This window comes from Bradyrhizobium sp. BLXBL-01 (assembly GCF_051853025.1).
Taxonomy (GTDB): Bacteria; Pseudomonadota; Alphaproteobacteria; order Rhizobiales; family Xanthobacteraceae; genus Bradyrhizobium.
The window spans coordinates 2,242,864-2,261,732 of sequence record NZ_CP182471.1; the positions used below are offsets into that span (position 1 = coordinate 2,242,864).

The window sequence follows — 18,869 nt, forward strand, 5'->3', positions numbered from 1 at the left end:
GAATCACAGCAAGAACAGAACGAAGCCAAGGCCCAGTGCCTTCGATTTAGCCGTGACGGCGATAACAACGGCCCTAGAGTGCTGCGCAGCGTAAGCAGACGGAACAGGTCGTCCTCATCCTTCGGGCCAGCCAGAAATCGAAGCTAATCAGTGCTCGAGCGTGGATAAACGTATCCGTACGCCAGCGATATCCCAGTTCTGCTCAGAGCGACAAATCAAGATCGACGATTGACGAATCTGACGTGCGAGGCTGGTACGTCAGTTTTGGAGTTAGTGCGGCAAAATGACTATGGTCGCTCCCGAGCGATCTTTGACTTCGGCGAGGCGTCGACCAGCCGCAGGTTCATTCGGTTGCGCGATCAAGAAAGCGAGCGCGGTCCGTACCCCTGTGATGAAGCAGGCAAGTGTGCTAGAGAGCTTACGTAGCTGATTTGCCATCGTGGTTGTCACAAAGCACACCCACGACTGTCTGAAATCCGCCAAGTGTACGGCGTGCGCGACGTTAGGACGCAAAACGGAAGGGATTTACCTGCACCGCAGTGGCGCAAATCCTGCTACGCGTGCGCCGGCGTAACAGTAGAGGAGGCGGGCTTGGGTCTCGATCTGCCGAATGACAATCTGATTAGAGAGCCGCTGGCCGAAACACATTTTGGTTGCCTCGTTCACGCCGATAAAGCGCGCGATGATCGTAGAGAGCAGAAGGCGATGTTGCTCACCGGGGCATCACGCGGAATTGGTCATGCCACTGCCAAGCTGTTCTCGGAGGCGGGCTGGCGCGTGATTTCTTGCGCGCGCCAACCTTTCGACAGCGAGCGATGCCCCTGGGAGGTAGGGAATGACGATCATTTCCAGATCGATCTCAGCAATCATCGAATGCTGCCGCGCGCAATCACCGAGGTCAAGAAGCGCTTGGCCGGTGCGCCCTTGCACGCGCTGGTGAATAATGCCGGTGTCTCGCCGAAAACGCCCACTGGCGATCGGATGACGTCGTTGACCACGTCCGCCGAGACCTGGATGGGGGTGTTTCATCTTAATCTAGTGGCTCCGATCCTGCTGGCGCAGGGTCTGTTTGACGAGCTAAGAGCCGCGTCTGGATCAATCGTAAATGTGACTTCAATCGCAGGCTCACGGGTGCACCCATTCGCCGGTAGCGCCTATGCGACGTCGAAAGCGGCGCTTGCGAGCCTCACACGCGAACTGGCCTTTGATTATGCGCCGCATGGCATTCGCGTGAATGCGATCGCGCCCGGCGAAATCAAGACCGACATGCTGTCGCCAGACACGGAAGCTCGTCTCGTGCCAAGCATCCCGCTGCGCAGAGTGGGGACCCCGGATGAAGTGGCCAAGGTTATCTTCTTCCTGTGCTCGGATGCGGCGAGTTATGTCACGGGAGCCGAGGTGCCGATCAATGGCGGGCAGCATTTGTAAAGCCGCCGCTCAGGCGGCCCAGCTGACTTGTCCTGCAGCGGCACGTATGTTCTCCGCTGACGACGCGGACACGATCCGAAAAAAGTGAAACGAGGGCACATTGCAAGTGTGGTGTCGTGCCATAATCAGGTGTCACGGTTCTATGTCATCTCGTCAACACTTGAGGCTAGATCGAGAGTGACATGCAAAACGAAGCTCGCCAATCCCAACATGGCAACAGGGAGGATAATCAAGACAACGGAGAGAGGCTCATGCTGCATATCCCATCCTCGGAACGACCTGCCTCGCAACCGGAGCCGGAGCGTAATCCCTCGGGGCAGCCGTCGTATGAGAGCGCGCTGGCCGGCATCTTCGAAATATCGAAAATAGTCAGCGCTCCTGGTCGGCTCGAAGTCACGTTGGCCAAGGTCCTTGGCCTCCTGCAATCGTTCGTGCAGATGCGACACGGCATCGTCTCACTATTAGACCATGACGGCATCCCAGAAATTACAGTTGGCTCCGGCTGGAGCGAAGGCAGCGACGAACGTTACCGCACGTGCCTGCCGCAGGAAGCAATCGCCCAGATCGTGGCGACAGACAGGCCTCTTGTTGTCGAGAGCGTAGCCGACGAGCCGGCCTTCAGCGCTGCGGACCGGGAGCTTCTCGGCGCCTCCGACAGCATGCCCGTATCGTTCATTGGGGTTCCTATTCGTATTGATCCGAGGGTGGTTGGTACGCTGACGGTAGACCGTATCAAGGACGATAGTTCCAGTCTTCAGCTCGAGCACGATGCGCGGCTGCTCGTTATGGTCGCCAATTTGGTGGGGCAAACAGTGAAGCTACATCGCTTGTTGGCCTGCGATCGCGAACGATTGTTAGTGGACAAAGACCAGCCACAGAAGATCGTTGAGCTTGGGATGGCCGCTCGCGAGCGCAAGAAGCTTCACGCCCACGGGATCATTGGCGACAGCGCCGCGCTGAGCGGGCTGCTCGAGAAGATTGCGGTTGTAGCCAAATCGAACAGCACGGTTCTGCTACGTGGCGAATCCGGCACCGGCAAGGAGCTCGTAGCCAAGGCCATTCACGAGTCCTCGTCCCGTGCTAAACGACCGTTCGTTAAACTGAATTGCGCGGCGCTGCCTGAGACGGTTCTGGAATCGGAATTGTTTGGCCATGAGAAAGGTGCCTTTACCGGTGCGGTAAGCTCGCGCAAGGGCCGGTTCGAGCTTGCTGACAAAGGGACGCTATTTTTAGATGAGATCGGAGAGATTTCAGCTCCGTTCCAAGCGAAGTTGCTGCGAGTTCTGCAAGAGCAGGAGTTCGAGCGCGTCGGCAGCAATCACACGATTAAGGTCGATGTTCGGGTCATAGCTGCGACCAACAAGAACCTTGAAGAGGCCGTGGCAAGGAGCGAGTTCCGCGCGGACCTCTACTATCGTATTAGCGTAGTTCCATTGTTACTGCCGCCGCTGCGCGAAAGACGCAGTGATATTCCGCTGCTAGCCCGAGAGTTCCTCAGAAAGTTCAACAGCGAGAACGGCCGTACGCTCACCCTGGAGGCCAGTGCGATTGATGTACTGATGAACTGCGGGTTCCCGGGAAATATTCGCGAACTCGAAAACTGCATCGAGCGAACAGCGACGCTGTGTACCGGGCCGTCGATTGTGAGAAGTGACTTTGCATGCTGCCAAGGCCAGTGCCTTTCCATGATGCTCTGGAAAAGCACATCGGACGACAAGACCGACCTGGCGGTACCCATGCGACCCTTGCATGCAAAGTCGATCACTCCGCTAGCTCAAGCCACGTCGCCACCGCTGTCTGTCTGCGAACCGGCCCCACTGGCACCTGCCGGCACAGTTCTCGTTGGTGGTGCGAGCATGACCGATCGCGAGCGGGTCATTGCGGCCATGGAGAAATCTGGCTGGGTGCAGGCCAAGGCAGCGCGCCTACTCGGACTAACCCCGCGCCAAATTGGCTATGCGCTGCGGAAATACGGAGTTGAGATAAAGCGGTTCTGAACGACCACATCCGCCGGAGCCGCTACTGCCAAACAGATACGTGAAGAATGATCCCGAAGAGGCAATCTACGCAATCGCAAGAGAGGCGGCCGGCCTGCGGCAACGACGTGGCGCGCAACATGGATTTGAACGCCATGAGTTACAGAGCCTCACCTGCTGGCCATACAATCGCGAAACGTCCGTAGCTCGAACAGGGAACAAGCTATCGTCCCTATTCTACGGACGAGTGAGCGACGGTGCTTAACCTTCGATCAACCAAATGTCAGCAGAGGTTGTGCGGCAGTTATCCTGCGAGGATTCCTTGGTCTCTCGGCTGGCGTGCCGAGCGGAACGGTGTTGTCGGTGCCCTGACCTGTGTCGGCATTCGTTCGTTAAGAAAAAGCGGGCTGGAGCGCGTTATCGTCCCATTTAAGCCTTCGCGACAGCGAACCGAGTCCAGAACGGCGGCGGTGGTACAACACTTGCTGTTCTCTTCGCAGCTATCGCAACTTTTGGAGCAACATCGTGCACAATGTCGTCTGCATCAAACAAGTTCCGGACTCGGCGCAAATTCGTGTTCATCCCGTGACCAATACAATCATGCGTCAGGGAGTGCCGACCATCATCAACCCATATGACCTCTTCGCGCTCGAGGCCGCGCTTGAACTGCGCGATCGGTTCGGCGGCGAAATTACTGTGCTTACCATGGGACCGCCCTCGGCAGAAGAGTCCTTGCGAAAGGGGTTGGCTTATGGTGCCGATCGCGCCGTCCTACTCACCGATCGCTGCTTTGCGGGCTCCGATACACTGGCCACAACGTATGCACTCGCAACTGCCATCCGGAAAATCGGTAAGGACTATGGCCCGACAAATCTCATTTTCACGGGAAAGCAGACTATCGATGGCGATACTGCGCAGGTTGGGCCTGGCATCGCAAAGCGAATGGGCGTAGTGCAGCTAACTTACGTTGCGAAGATCAGATCCTTGGACGTCGCCGCTCAAACGATTGAAGTGGAACGACGCTGCGAAGGTGGTGTGCAGGTGTTGCAAACCAAATTGCCGTGCCTCATCACGATGCTTGAGGCGACAAATCAGATCCGGCGCGGCGCGATGGCGGATGCCCTGCGTGCCGCGCGTGCCAAAATCGTGAAATGGAGCGCGCAGGAAGCCGGTGTCGAAGACACCTCCAACTGCGGGCTCAAGGGCTCGCCGACGGTCGTTAAGCGTGTGTTCGCTCCCTCTGCACGGGCCGAGAGGGCGGCGCTGGTTGAGGCCGCCGAGCAACCGGCGCAGGCGTTGATAGACGCAATTTTCTCGCTTCAACCGAAGCTCGAAACCGATCTTGCGGCACTTGCTCGTGACGCCCGATCTGGAGAGTCCAGGCCATCATAGTAGAGACGCCCCAGGAATGTATCATCGCCGCACCCGTGTCGAAGACCGCGCAAGATGTAGCCACGCATCTCGGCCAGCTACCAATAGGGTCTGCCGGTACCGTCGAACTCGCAAGCAGCCGGGGCCGCATGCTCCGTCGATCACACGATCGATGCCCGGAGTCGCGCGGGATTGTCGGGGCACAGGCAAAGAGGCCTGCGCCTGTTCCAGGGGCACCGTTCGGCCGTGTTCGACGACGTGGAAGGCCATTGCGTCTTCCCGTAACGGTCACGAGCGAACACGGAATAGTCAGCGATCCGGGTTACCGTACTGGCGCTGCCGTCTGCACCCAAAAGCGCTGTCGCTGGCTTCGGGCGCAAAGTCAACCTATGCGTCGCCAAGCCAATCTCCGCGATTGAGCAGACCTGTACGCATGTGAGCGGCCGCTGGCGCTTCGCTGTTTGCTTTCTGACAGCGGCGCGTAGCCTCTGACACTCGCAATGAGGAAGCGTCAATGCCGTTGTATCAAACTTGTTTGAATCTTACGAAGCGATTTCAAGAGTTGGCATGATGATTGCTGTTTGTCACTAAGAAGTTAGAGTTGTAAATCGCGAACGGGAAGAACGGGCGAGGGTCGCTTTGAGATGCTTTGTGCCGCCCAGGAGCGGTATGACACCAGGGACCAAAGGCCTTGAGAGCATCATACGTACAAATTGGAGTCTACAATGCTGTCCCAGGCTCACGGCAGTTCGGCGAAATGGGGCGAGCGGCAACCGCGATGGCTGGATCCGTTCGCCCAAGATCGCGAAAGCTGCACGCGTGCCAAGCGGCCAGGCACGCCACTCGCGCACGCGACATTAGCGTCAAAATGGCGTGGGCGGCGCAGTATCCGTTTTGAGTCTCCGCGCGAATGCTGATCGTGGCGGGCATTGCGGCGTCGGACTGCTGGTGGAAAGGAATCCGACCGGATTCCCCGCGCTCCAATAATGAACGCATTCCCTTCGATGCTCATGAGCTGGACCGAGCATACCGCTGTCTGTCATCGCGAAGGAAACTACCAAAAGTTCGTCCGGAAGGTGAACGCAGTCATGGTCCATCGAAGCCAATGAGCCCAGGGCGGTTAATAGATGGCCCGGACACGAAGTTGCTTCGTCAAAGGACCGTTCTTCTCATCTGCAGGGGTTAAATGACATCTCAAGCGTCTCGATTTGCCGCGGATCAGCCTCCGAAGATTTGCTACGAGTACTTGACCGAGCAAGCGCGAGCCTTGTTCGGCCCGCATCCGTTCGCCTCTCAGTTGTCCGAAGATCAGGTCGCCAGCCTGCTGCCCGAATACCTGGCGATGTCACAGGCGTTCCCGTACCTGCAGGCGGGCTCCCAAAGGGACCTCATATTCGATGCAATGCATCACAATCGAGATATTGCGAGAGACATTGAACTGACCAGCGTGGTCGCGAACTTTATCTGTTGGGATGAGACCGGCGGCCACGGCCGAATTCTCCAGGGAGGCAAGGCCGCGCTACCCGATATTCTGTTGACAGAAAACTTTCACTCCAACCTGTTGAAGAAAGATGCCTCCCAACTACTCGGCCGAGGGATACTGCCCAACTATAGCTCTAAGACGAAGCAGTATCTGCATTCTCTCTACGCCGGATTGTCATCGAAAGACTCCCTCGTTCGTTGCGCTTACATGGTAGCTTTTGAGCTACATGCTGCGGACATGATCCAGTCGCTGTGGACTACTCTGGCCGAAATGTTTAAAGTGCAGCCGGACGATCTGGAGTACTTTCGCAGCCACGTGGGCGGAGAAGATCCCGCGGAGAAGTACCACGGAGAAATGACAGGCCGGCTGATTGGTGAAATTGTGCAGGCTGACCGTAGTGATCGCTTCTTGGATGAATTCCTCCGAGCCTATCGGCTCAGCGTCCAGTGGTGCCGCGATCTCATCGCAAATGCGGCGCGCACGGGAGATGATCATTCGGAGATCGAACATCATGGCCGTTGCCATTGTGGCTCTGTCAAGTTCTACGTCAGAGCGCCGCGAGAGCTCTCTGGAGTTCGTTGCAATTGCTCGATTTGCCAAATGTCTGGGTTTCTCCACTTGCTCGTCACTGGCGATAAGCTACGCATCGAGCGCGGTGAAGACCTCCTCACGACATATCAGTTCAACAAGAACATTGCTCGGCACACGTTTTGCCGGCTTTGTGGGGTAAAGCCATTCTATAGGCCGAGGTCGAACCCCTCCGGGTTCAGCGTAAATATTCGATGCCTGGATAGAAGGACGATCGCACGCGTAAGAATAACCGAGTTCGATGGCGAGCATTGGGAGCGAGCATTCGTCTCAATGCACAAGGACCCGGAGTCCTGCTTCGAAGACCAAAGGAGTGAGCTCGAATGGCGCGCGCAATGAGTGATAAATCCCGCCAGCTTTCAGAAGAAATGCTGACAAAGTACCGCATAGAGCTGTTAGTAAAGGGGACGGCCGTTATTGCCCCCCAGATATTATTCACTCAAGCCGACTTGACCAAGATCGATCAGCTGCAGGCTGAGATTGCCGAAGAAGAAGTGCGGGAGGGAGATGCCGGCGACTTGCACAGCGTCTTTGTCAAGCGCGTAAGGGTAGATCCACCCGGCCGTGCGCCTAGCAACGTGAGTGGTACAGCTTCAGGGCTGATCATGGAGCTACTAGAAAGTAAAGACCGCAGCTTCGCCCTTAGACAGATCTTCGGAGCATCCTCAGATTACGTGGTTCGCCGATGCCAAATGCATCGTATGCCGCCCGGTTCTTTCGTGGGAATCCATTTGGATGCGAAGAGTGATCCGGACTTTGAGTACGCGGTGATTGTGCAGCTAGCGAGAGACTTCGAGGGGGGTGAGTTCGTAGTATATCCTACCGGGTACGAACAGCATGTATTCCGACCACCATATGGCTCCGTGCTTGTCACGACATGTAAGGTACGGCATGAAGTAAAGCCGGTGTCGAGCGGGGAACGCCGATCTCTCGTCTACTTCTGTTCAAAAAGGGGCGGCGCAAACCGCCGGATCATCGAAAGTTCTACCGACCGGCTATGAGGTAGCGCGCCTGATATGAGTCTCTGAGTACCGAGTGGCGGGCGAGCTCTCCGGGAAATTCAAACGCTTTCACATCTTGTGGTCAGTGTTTCTCGTAACGTCTACGACAGTTCTGGTCGGCAGCCATGGTTAACATTGGTCCATGTACAGGCCACCACGCCCCTCCGAGCAAAAGTTGCTGGCTGGTCATGGCCATCTTATCGCTGGGTGAAACCAGGGAGGGCGCTTCGGCGCTGCGCGATGCTGTATTCCGGGTAGCGCGGGGGTTCGCAGATGGTAGTGGCGAGCCTCTCGATTCCCAAGATGCGCCTCTTGTCAAGGTGGTAAGGTCGGGCACGCATCAGGCGGATGATGGCTCGACTACAAAGAGAAGCTGGGCATAGCCGAGCGTTTTTACGACACGGGCAACGATGCAGCAGCGTTAAGAAGGCCGGCGAGCGTAGCGTCCTTGCCGGACTCGGTCGTATGCGCGCCTCGCGCGCTACCGGCGGAGCCAGCATCGTTCGCAAAGCCAGGCCAATCCGTTCCCATGAAGCGGAGGTCTTGAGAGTATACAGGTCGACTATCATCAACGAGAACAAGTGGGAGGTCTCAGCTGCCTACAGTATGCTCTTGCTGTTGGTAGCTTGGATGAGCATCTGCGTAACAACTTCAGCCAGGGATCGCTGCTCAGCTTTCCGAATCAGTCGCTCGACGAAGATCTATTCACTATAAGGTCAGCCCTCATCCTCACCCGAAGATTGGTGACGTACTCGTGCAGTTGCGCAAGTCCGTCGCTCCAAACGGAGCCGCTTGATCATGACTCTAATCACCACCGACAGAATGTCGGGTTGACGGACGCAACGCGCTTAGCGGATGCCGTTGCGCAGGACAGCCTGTTGCAGCGATCGATCAGCTGGGTGAGAATATTTCCCGCGCAAGGTCACGATCATTATCCGACGTTTAGCATTAAGGATAAACCTAGCCTCTCGCCCTGGCCGGCGCTGCAGTGAGTGAAGGCAGCCGCCGCGCCGAACCTATTTGCTCAGGCCGTGCCCTTGTATTTTGGGGGGTGGGAAAACGGATGTGTTCGCTAGGACCTTAACAGTCGGTGTTGCTGATCGTGGGCCGCGGCCCTGTCGGGCGCAATCACAACGCACTCCACGGTACCGGCCTGTTTGTCGGCGGCAAGCGGGATCACGCCTGCCTTACGTTTGCGGTCGAATAGCAATCCCTCTTTGAAGAAGCGATCATGCGCCGCTTGAAAGGATGGTGATCGCACATTTCTTACAGATAGAATGACGTTGCGACTGGAATAGTCGGGGCCTAGCAGCCGAACTGCAATGTTGTGTAACACCGAGCCGCCACCCCAGCGGCCGTTCGCTTCATTGAACAGCAACCGTCCGTCTTTGGCGAAAATAGCGTCGATATTGATCATTCCGCGATAGCCGAGGTCTCTCGCTAGCGCCACAAATCGGTAGGCATGCTCCTGGGCAGTCAACCATTGCTCGTTCTCTAGATCGCTGGGAAGCTCAAGCCCTGTCCAGATGAGAGCCCTTTCGGACCGATCTGGGCTTTTATGCAGGCGTATGTTTCCACTATTGATGAAAGCAATTGATGCATCATCCTGGATTGCATACTCGAGATAAAACAAGGATCGGGCCAAGTGGTACGATTCAACGACCAGCGTCTTACACGATGCTGTTGTGATCTCGGAGTAAAGCGCGTCAGGATCAAGCGAACGCCAGGAAGTCCACCGAGTATCTCTGGCTCCAGGTAGGGGATCGCTTTTACTGCTCGTCAAAATGACATTTCCGACCCCTCCAGCTCCATTATCCAACTTCACGATGACCCTGCCGGTCTCGGATTTGAGGTGAGTGACTGCTTTTAACAGTCCATTTGGATCTGTCGCGACACATCCATGAGGGATCGGAAGTGCGACGCTTGTTGCCAACTGACGGAAGTGACTCTTGCGATTCAGTAAATCAGGACCGCGCTGCAGGGCGAAGTCGTCGCCAATCTTTGGTATGCTTAGTTTGGCCGCCAGGTGTGCGACGCCTTCAGTAAAGTAGCAGGGGTACAATCGCCAGGTGGATTGTTGACGAATATGTCTTTTAATTCGCGCGACAACAGTCTCGGACAGCAACGCGTAATCATTGAGGATGGTCGGTTGGCGGCTCGTTGGTACAAGCAGGCGAAGACTCGATGCATCGAAATCGAGCGTCGCGCCAATGAAGGATAGCAGATCCGCCGGGATCACTACCGGGGAGACGATTAGGTCGCGCTCCTGAGCAAACCACGCTGAACGGAATGCCGAGTTGGCGGCCAGCGAAAGTTGAGCCTTTGTCAGATGGACGCCTGACATCTGAGGCGTACCGGCATTCATAATTAGGATCCGCGGCATTCGCGAACCTCCGGGCATCTGGACTTGATCAGGATGGGTTGGTTATGGCAACCACGGTCGAAGGGTTTTGCAGCGAGTTGCGATTGCGGCGATGGCCATCGGGGATAAGGAGCATGACCAGCGATCGGTCCGCGGATCTGACCGGCTGAGGCATCCGAAGTCCTTCACACCCATATATCTAACACCTCAAGAGCCTACGATTTAACGTTACGTCAGGTTCAAGCCCCTTTTTGCGGACCCAATGAGAACGTGGCCAAGCTCATGCCCGAAGAGGGCGCCCGAAGAGCTGGTGTCGCAAGCATCAGCGGTGCCCTGACGGGGAAGCCTGTGGGCGAGGCCTTTGAGGATCGATCCCGCGAATGCGCCGGAGGCGTGTCCAACGAATGACCCCAGTCGCCGAGTTTCGACGAAATCTAGAGTTGGCCAGGGTGCGTATGCGGGCCATCACCATCGATGACCAGTCCGACAAGGCGAGATGAACGGCGCGAAGCAATCGTCATCGGAGCCACCGCTGAACGAGCGAGCAGCTCGAACCCGGTCGTGGCCGCAAGGATTTTGAGCGTGGGCGTAGAGCGCGGCCTGCTAGTGTCCCTCCGTGTGTAGACGGCATACGGACCTAATTTTCTCTCAGGAGAACACGCCGCTTTGCTTCCAGAAGATGCCCATCCAGCGTCTCGTGCAGCGTACGCCGCAGCTCCGGCGGGATCGAGCTATCTGTATCGATCAATTCTCGAAACTTTCGAATGATGTGTTCTATCGTTGCGATGGTTCCAAGTGTTTCAATCCTCTGCCAGGGCATATTCGATTGTCTCCTTTGGCGCGTTGCCCACGCTTCGTCGCCGGTCCTCACCTCAACGACCGGGGCTCGAACAGCCTCTGGTGCATCAAACGTTGGCTGTCGGGCTAAGTGTTCAGCGCGAGCTGTTTTGACCTGGACTTGCGCAAGCGGCGCTCCCTGAGAAACCGGCACAAGTAACGCGCATTCGCGGCTGCAACAGTGTTCTCGCGAGTAAGCCACTATTGATCGCAAGGTTGCGGCATCAACGAGCTCGGCTGTCAGGCGTTCGAAACCGCGATCAACCGGTTCAGTCGAGCGGCTGCAGCGCCCCGATCAAGTGATTCTTGTCCGAGCGCCACGCCTTCCTCTAGGTTCGAGGCCCGCCCGGCCACCACCAGTGCGGCCGCCGCATTCAGAAGGGCGGCATCACGAAAACGACCTGGCAGGCCATCGAGCACGTTTTGTAACGCAAACGCATGAGCCTCGACATCACTGCACTCCAGCGCATCGGCGCGGTAGCGGGGGAGCCCGGCTTCTTCCGGCGTGACTTCGAACGTGCGGACTGTACCCGCCTCAACCGCAGCAACAAAGCTTGTGTCGGTGAGGGATAAATCATCGAGCCCGCCCGAGCCATGAACCACCCATGCCGAATCGGCACCAAGGTTCTTCAAGACTTGCGCCAGAGGCTGCACCCATTCGGAAGTCGGCACTCCAAGGATATGCCGCTTGACCCCGGCTGGATTCGACAGAGCCTCGATTAGATTGAACATCGTGTGGGTTCCAAGTACGCCCCGGATCTGCCTGATGCGCTGCATCGCCGGAAAGTCGGGTGACGCAAACACGAAGCCAATGTCGGCTTCGTGCACACAACGTGCAATTGACTCTGGCTTGAGATCGACCTTTACGCCGAGGTGCGCCAACACGGCTGCCGTGCTAGAGCGCAAAGACGCAGCGCGGTTGACATTCTTGGCGACGGGAACGCCGACGCCGGCGACGATGAACGAAGCGCACGTCGATACGTTGAGCGAAGACATAACGGTATCGCTCGTACCAGCGATATCGATGGGATCACATCGCGTCTCGACCCTTGGCAGTATATTTCGCATTGCGGATGCGGCGCCGGTGACTTCTTCGACCGTCTCCCCGCGGACCCTCATCCCAATCAACAAGCCCCCGATTTGCGAGGGAGTTGCGTCGCCGGACATCATGCTGTCGAAGGCTGACGCGGCCTCATCGCGGGTCAGAGTGGCGCCGGTGGCAACCTTACCGATGATCGATTTAAGCGGTTCCATCGAACTTTATACGTTCCTTCCAAACTAGGGTCCGTCCGTTCAGCCAGGCCCCTTCACAACCGGGTGCGCTGCTGCAGCTGCCGCTCTATCCGCACTCGCTAAGCCGCTCGATTCCCGGAGGCGGGCGTCGGATGAACGTGGCGTCTGGCGACGCTACAACCTGACGCTACGTGAGGGTCAAGCTCTCTCCATTCGGTGGGGCTCTTGGTGATGCGAGGATTATAGCTCTGTCTCGCGCCCGCTTCCTGTCGAAGTTCCGACCGATCACAGGGCGCGGATTTCCGGTGCCGCCGTGGCGGAGCCGCAGAGTGGCTTCCGCACGTGCTGTGAATATGTCGATGCCAATTTCAGGCTGAGCTTAGCTCGCTCTACGAAATGATCCCATGCCACTGTGATGAACCTGCGCATGACAGCCTCCAGGGAGCGATGGATGCGTCCGTTGACCGGCCCCGCATGAAGTGGTGAGCCGTTCGGTGAACCCTTATGTGACGTGTTGTAGGTCAAGCTGGGACGACTTCTGGAGAGGAGTAGGAGGGACAGGTCGCAGCATCTTCACCTCGATCCGCTGCTCTTATTGCCGATGTCCCGCCCGGAGATCACGTAGCGACATTGCTGACTGAGACGATCTTGTTTGGATCTGAGGCAGGCAGTGATAGCGGTACGATCTGGTATGTGACTGCTACAAAGTCGGAATACGTCTCCCATGCAGGCCTCTTTCTCGTCTGCGGTCGGCGTTCGATCACTCGCCTTGACCGGCGCAAGCATTACAGTTGCCATTGCCAGGCCTAGGGCGATATCGCGGTAGTAGAGTCTGAGGTGCGGAGCCAACTGAATTCGTTGCTTTTGCATCATGAAATTCCATCAATTTGGTGGAGCTAATTATGGTTCTTGTTGCCCGGAACGCACCACGTGCAAAACGGGAAACAGGCGGATCTGCTTAGCTGTCTGCAAGCTCGTTGCTCTACTTTTGCCGTTCTCACTGTAGCGGGCTCGTCATTTGTCCAGGACGACAGGAAACGACACCATGCACGTCGGCAAAGCCTTACGAAGGGCGAGGTACTAACATCCGCGCCGACGCACCAGATGAACGTCTTGGAGTTGCTGATGATTGTGCGGCCAGTGCATGCCTCCATGTCTCGAGGAGTGCTTGAGTCTGCCTGGCATGACCTGAGGTACTATGGTCAGCCTAGTCGCCGGCCGATGAGCGACGGCGGACTCGCCACGATGCCGCTCGAACCGGCCCTGGCCAGCTCTGGCGAAGCATAGAGATCAGAAGGCGCGGATGTGCTTATGTCGCTGTTGATGATGCGCTCGGCCTTGCAAGAGCGACCATGATGACGGGTTGAGAAAATGTTTGGTGTCATCGCGCTTCTTTTCCACTATATTTGAAGAGGTTGGGCGGGGTTGTCTGTGAGTTAGGTTGCGTCTTGTCGAGTGCTCGGACCCTGGCCGCGCAGACGTCGCAACCCGCGATTAGTTCAGCAGAAGCAGGAGTAGCATTCGAGGAATCGGGCGCAGGCTCGCGCCTGGATGACGTGAGGCTCTCTGTTCGGTCGTCCCGGTCTATTGTGGATACTTGAGGCATTCCAAATGCACGTGAACACTGTCACTCGACTGATTGTCAGAGGTGATCCCCACTTGTCCAGAACCCTACAATCTAACGCCACGTGCGATTCAAGTCTTTTGGTGGGAGAAATGGTCTGAAGCTGTAGGTGGCTGTGCATTCTTCGTATGAGCATCGACTGCAATACGCATTCGTCCGTTTCTGAATGATTACTTTGGACTGGGGCTGATGCTGCTCCGGTAGCCGGCGCCACGAGCGTCGCTCCTACGTGATGATACGGAGTGTCGCTGTCGCAATTCGTTGATCTAAGGATTGCATGCTCTCGGCATGAATCCGAAAAGTAAACTGTACCAGCCCGATCACTGGCGAGGCCGCGCGGAAGCAACGCGAAAGAAAGCGGCAGCGCTCATCGACGGAAAAGCCAAAGACAAGCTCCTTAAAATTGCATTGGAGTACGACAAGTTAGCGCGGCGTGCCCACGTGTGGCAGATGCGGAAGAATGACGACGATACGTGGCCTGAGCAAGAGCTGTAACGTCGGTACCGTCCTTAGCTCAGCCTGTCGATCTCCAGCCGACCTAATGGCTAGGTAGATATCGGTCAGCAAGCAAGTAAACTGCCGCCTGTACGGAGCATTGAGAGAGCCAGAAGGAAAGGCACCTGACGTCCTATGCCACACGCCCGTGAGCGCCCAGCCGGCCGCTTGGCCTACGTTCCTTTCACCTTGTTTTGTCAGCTTCTCGAAAGCTAACTGTCACATAAGGGAATACGGGCCCTAGTCCTCACTTGCAGTCGATCCGTTGCGCCTCGCTTTGAAGCCCGGATGCCACTCGCCGCAAACGCGTTGAGCTGCTAAAGGTCAATTTGGCGCGTCCTCACGCTGCGGCGGCACATCAGTGGTGCAAATTCGAGACATCTGGGTAAGCCGAAATGTCCTTTGCGTCCGCCGGCGCAGCGCACTCAATGTCCAGGTAGCAGCGCGAAGCGCCCTGGCACCAGTTTGTTCGCAGCGGTGGCAGCCCGCGATCGCGAGAGGCGCCAGAAGTCCATCGGGCGTTTGCCATGCGCGAGAGTGTTTCACAAGAACGCCGCGATGACTAAGTAGATCCCGGCCCAAAGCAGCGTATTTATGAGGAGTGCGGCCAGAAGCCACAAGTTCCACCTTTTCTGGGGTCGCCGGGAGGGACGATCGGCGCCGAAATGCATGATCGTTGGGTGCTTTGTTGCGCGCCAATTAGTCGTTTGATTAGGCTGAGCGCCGGTCAATAGAAAAATGCCAAGCTTTGCATGCCTCCTATCACTCATAAGTTAGCAGTCCTCTTTTCATTGGGCATCAGAACCGATGTTCGTTGCGGCGGCCGTCCGGCCGATTTATTGCTCGTGCACTTTCGCTACAGCGAGGTCGCGTTCTGTCAGCACAGCAAGCGACATGCCACGAGGTAGAACCTGCTGCAGCGCTTTTGATGCGGTCGATTGGTGACACGAATCCGTTGCGCGACGTCTGAGTCGCGACATTCATGTCAAAAACAACACCCGCATTAGCGACAAAAAGGTGAGCGGTTCGCGAGCGCCATGCCATTGACAACGCGTTAGGAGCTGCATCTCAGTGATGCGGGAAAAATCGGGCGACATTCGCAGTTGCAGTCGATGAGATCGACTAATCATTGTTCCTGACCGTTAGCTTACGACCAAGACAGCAGGTGATCCGCCGAATGGTTCAGTTCAAAGAACGGGCATGCCTGCGTCCGCGGCTGTGTGTGTGCCGATTTGGACGCCATAAAACTGAACCATTTTCACATAAATGGCGAATTAGGACTGTTCAGCCTTGGCGAGGAGGTCGTCGAGTGATCAAGTACTCTCTCACGAAGCAGCAATGTCGCCCCGATCTATCTGGTGCCACTACTGGTTTTGCGAGCATCATGAGATCTAGATGTCATCGCCAATAAGGGAGCATGCCATGATGAAGACGAATTCATTGAAGACGAGGTGACGCGTCAAGAGTCGCCGATTTCGCCTGCTCAGCCAGGATGGGCGCTATGCTGGCAATGAGCGGTGAATACTGCCTGGTATCAATGACAAACTGGCTTCGCCTCGGAGAGACTTAATGACAGACTTACACGAGTAGCGGGAGGTCCAACCGGCGCTTCAATTCGCCCAACGCGCAGATATTGGTACCGCTCATGCTAAGGCAACCGGCGGACTGAGGCCGCAATACGCCTTAAAGCAATAATCGAAGGAGAGTGAGTGATGACAGACATCTACGGCTTTATCGGATGGCGCGCTGTGGATTGGGTTAGGAACGCTGGGCGGAGGACCGAGCAGGTTAACTTGTTACGAGACAACGTCATCTACGTAGACTTCAGGGCTATCCGAGAGGCGAAGGAGCGGGCGTGCGAGCGAAGATGATAGAGAAGCTGGAGGGCGGCCGCGTGCAACACGGCCGGTTCGCTACTGCTCCAGGGTCAGGCCCTTGCGGTATGTTCCTTGTGCAGGGGCCTTGTGGGTGTGAACTTAAGATAAGTGCATTTGTCCGTCCTGGCTGGGAGCATGTCGCTGTTTCTACCCCGCGGCGCTGTCCGAATTGGGACGAGATGTGCTTTGTGAAAGACCTGTTCTGGGATGAAGAAGAGTGCGTCATGCAACTGCATCCGCCACATTCGACGTACGTGAATAACAGCCGCTATTGCCTCCACTTGTGGAGACCCACCTATCGAGACATTCCGATGCCGTCCCCAAGCTTCGTAGGCGTCGTTGGATTAAGTCCCTCAGATGCGGCAACGTTGTTCGCGCGAATGAGCGCGACAGCATGACGGCCTGAGCTAACAAAAGTCCAGCAGAAGGTGAGGTCGAGCAGGTGCACAAGCACAGGCTCGGTCTCCCGCAATGACGTGTCACATGCGAGTGTATGTCGGGCTCGCTTGACTGTTGTAAAGTGCAGGCCGGCTGAACCCGAAATGCCGCCGTCAAACAGGAGCGGCTAACGGCACACTGAGTCGGCGAGAGAAAATGTCTGCGCGACTTGTTGTAGAGTTAACAAGATCGTAACTTGTGTTTAAACCTGGTTTTCAGATCTGTGCTGAAGGTGCGTCAGCCGCAACAACAGCATCTCACTGGCCGATGGCCGATCACGGGGAGCGAATTGCGCAATTTGTGGAGGCGAGGTTGCGCCGGCCGACCGGCGCAACACGATAAAGGTAAGATCGACCACCAAACCGACGGTCGCGCTGTCCAGCGTAGTCATTATCCCGAATGCATCTGCAGGTCCGAGCTCGCCCTCGGTAAGCGTGCAAGAGTCACTAGCTATTCGGCCATCACCTCACACCTGCAGCCGCGCTAGTGAGCACGCAAGATCGCGCAACCAATTGGCCGTAGCTTCCCAAGGCTGTTTGGCGGTCAGCTCTTCGTCAGTTTGCTGTGATATCATCCGCGGCAAGATGTAGGCAGCGCGCTCCCTCTGAGGACGCGTGCGCCGAAGAAGCAGGTGAACCAGCATGTATAATCAAGTCGATGGCCAGTACACATGGGTTATTCAAGCTGACGGATCGAGTAGGCCCGCAGACAGTAACGAATTTGCGCAAACACTCAGCCAACTCGCGCGACGGGAGAGCCGGCCGTCCGGCGAATTGTTCGACAGAATGGGGCTCTGCTTCAGCAAGCCACATACCTCAGATGTAATCCTTGATAGTCCAAGCACCTCGCGCCACAGCATATCCTCTCTGTCCTCGAGCTCCGAGTCATCCTCGGCAGCTAGCCCTGTTCGCTCTCTATTCGATTACAGGACTTCTGAATTGCCCGAAGCGAATGTCAGCGGAATCTGTGTTGGATTGGTAGCGGAGTGGCTCCTAGACCTCCCAAGCAGCCCGTCATCCCGAATGAGGGCTCTGCTCCCGGACACTGAAAAGCACCGCTCAGCAGCAAGCCGGCAGGAACAGTACGAAAAGCTCAAGGCTCAATTGAAAAACGATGGGGCGGAAGGGTCTCGCGACCTCCAGGCAAGAAGCACAACGCTACGCCACGCTGACCTGCAACCGTCTGCTGAAGAGACGCGATATAGGTTTGATACATCTTCGTGCATTGACCGGATCGTGAAGGAGATCACCAAGGATGAGTCCATGTATTTGGTCAGGATGCGTTTCGCCGCAGGTGGCGCCCACATCATTGCGACAGTGACGTCGAATGGAGCGACGACCCTCTTTGATCCCAACTATGGCGAATTTGATGTTCCGTCGGATCGGGTCGGAGGGTTGTTCAGGAGTCTTGCGGAGCGCTACAGGAGCCCCCCGAACAACCTTGATATATTGACTGTCGCCACACAAAGGATGACATGAGGACTTTATAGGTTGCAACGGACCTCGCCGGATGCCACCGCGCGGAACTTCATCGGTCGATGCGCGACAGCCGCGGTGCCTACCATGGTGCATTCGCCACGGTGTTCGGATGTTGGACCCGTGCTCTGGGCGGATGCTCTCTGGAAGTAGTGCAGAGAGGGGGAGAATGTTTAGGCGATCAGGTCGTCAGATCACTCAGATTTGAGCCCGCGCCCTCGCCGCCTCAAGGCCAAAATGGCCAGCGCTTGCACTCGAGCAGGATCGATGGCCTGTTAGCTAACTTCCGATGCCCGACCCCCAATCGCGCACAGAGCTAAGGTTTGACTAGGCACCCACAGAGCCGGCACAAGCTGTTAGTTCGACTGCTTCGGAGTCCTGGCCGGCCCTTTCGATACTGAGTCGCCAACCGAATAGCTGCAGCCGACGACAATTGCATGCAGTCGTACCGGCGGCCAAACCGAGCCCTCACTCGCCACGAGCTCCGCAACAATCCGCGCCTCTCGTCGCTGCACTTTTCGTAACGTCCGGCTATGGGTGAAGACCTCATCCACGATCTAGCTCAGTGGCAACACTACGCACTGCGTCCTTCCACGTCTCGCGGTCGAACTGTGCCGCCGAGCTGGACTACAAAGCCATTTGAGAAGTGACCTTGCCGAATAGTGCGAGTGACATCCTTCT

Annotated in this window: 10 protein-coding genes; 8 read left to right on the forward strand and 2 right to left on the reverse strand. The window is 56.7% G+C overall.

Going from position 1 to position 18,869, the window contains the following annotated elements:
- Positions 1-591: 591 nt before the first annotated feature.
- From ACNJYA_RS10180 to ACNJYA_RS10200, 5 genes are all read left to right on the forward strand, one after another.
- Positions 592-1,428, forward strand: a complete 837-nt coding sequence (locus ACNJYA_RS10180) for an SDR family NAD(P)-dependent oxidoreductase (protein ID WP_439402741.1) — start codon at positions 592-594, stop codon at positions 1,426-1,428.
- A 182-nt stretch (positions 1,429-1,610) separates the two neighbouring features.
- Positions 1,611-3,425, forward strand: coding sequence for a nif-specific transcriptional activator NifA (gene nifA / locus ACNJYA_RS10185; RefSeq protein WP_439402742.1), 1,815 nt, complete (start codon positions 1,611-1,613; stop codon positions 3,423-3,425).
- A gap of 504 nt (positions 3,426-3,929) precedes the next feature.
- Positions 3,930-4,796 (forward strand): electron transfer flavoprotein subunit beta/FixA family protein, encoded by an 867-nt coding sequence (locus ACNJYA_RS10190; protein ID WP_439402743.1) that lies wholly within the window; start codon positions 3,930-3,932, stop codon positions 4,794-4,796.
- A 1,225-nt stretch (positions 4,797-6,021) separates the two neighbouring features.
- Positions 6,022-7,185 (forward strand): GFA family protein, encoded by a 1,164-nt coding sequence (locus tag ACNJYA_RS10195; protein WP_439402744.1) that lies wholly within the window; start codon positions 6,022-6,024, stop codon positions 7,183-7,185.
- A complete protein-coding gene (locus ACNJYA_RS10200; RefSeq protein ID WP_439402745.1) occupies positions 7,182-7,847 on the forward strand; it encodes a 2OG-Fe(II) oxygenase in 666 nt (221 codons plus the stop codon). The genes ACNJYA_RS10195 and ACNJYA_RS10200 overlap by 4 nt, the downstream gene beginning before the upstream one ends.
- A 1,072-nt stretch (positions 7,848-8,919) precedes the next feature.
- Here the strand turns inward: ACNJYA_RS10200 and ACNJYA_RS10205 are convergent.
- Both ACNJYA_RS10205 and trpD read right to left on the reverse strand, forming a co-directional pair.
- Positions 8,920-10,212, reverse strand: coding sequence for a peptide ligase PGM1-related protein (locus ACNJYA_RS10205; RefSeq protein ID WP_439402746.1), 1,293 nt, complete (start codon positions 10,210-10,212; stop codon positions 8,920-8,922).
- Between the two features lie 1,074 nt (positions 10,213-11,286).
- Positions 11,287-12,300 (reverse strand): anthranilate phosphoribosyltransferase, encoded by a 1,014-nt coding sequence (trpD, locus tag ACNJYA_RS10210; RefSeq protein WP_439402748.1) that lies wholly within the window; start codon positions 12,298-12,300, stop codon positions 11,287-11,289.
- A 3,810-nt stretch (positions 12,301-16,110) separates the two neighbouring features.
- Here trpD and ACNJYA_RS10215 point away from each other — a divergent pair.
- The 3 genes from ACNJYA_RS10215 to ACNJYA_RS10225 all read left to right on the forward strand — a co-directional run bounded on the left by ACNJYA_RS10215 (position 16,111) and on the right by ACNJYA_RS10225 (position 18,191).
- Positions 16,111-16,269, forward strand: a complete 159-nt coding sequence (locus ACNJYA_RS10215) for a hypothetical protein (protein ID WP_439402749.1) — start codon at positions 16,111-16,113, stop codon at positions 16,267-16,269.
- Between the two features lie 185 nt (positions 16,270-16,454).
- Positions 16,455-16,673 carry a DUF7694 domain-containing protein gene (locus ACNJYA_RS10220; protein WP_439403420.1) on the forward strand — a complete coding sequence of 73 codons (219 nt, stop codon included), beginning with the start codon at positions 16,455-16,457 and terminating at the stop codon, positions 16,671-16,673.
- A gap of 825 nt (positions 16,674-17,498) precedes the next feature.
- Positions 17,499-18,191, forward strand: a complete 693-nt coding sequence (locus tag ACNJYA_RS10225; RefSeq protein ID WP_439403421.1) for a YopT-type cysteine protease domain-containing protein — start codon at positions 17,499-17,501, stop codon at positions 18,189-18,191.
- The last annotated feature ends 678 nt before the right edge of the window (positions 18,192-18,869 follow it).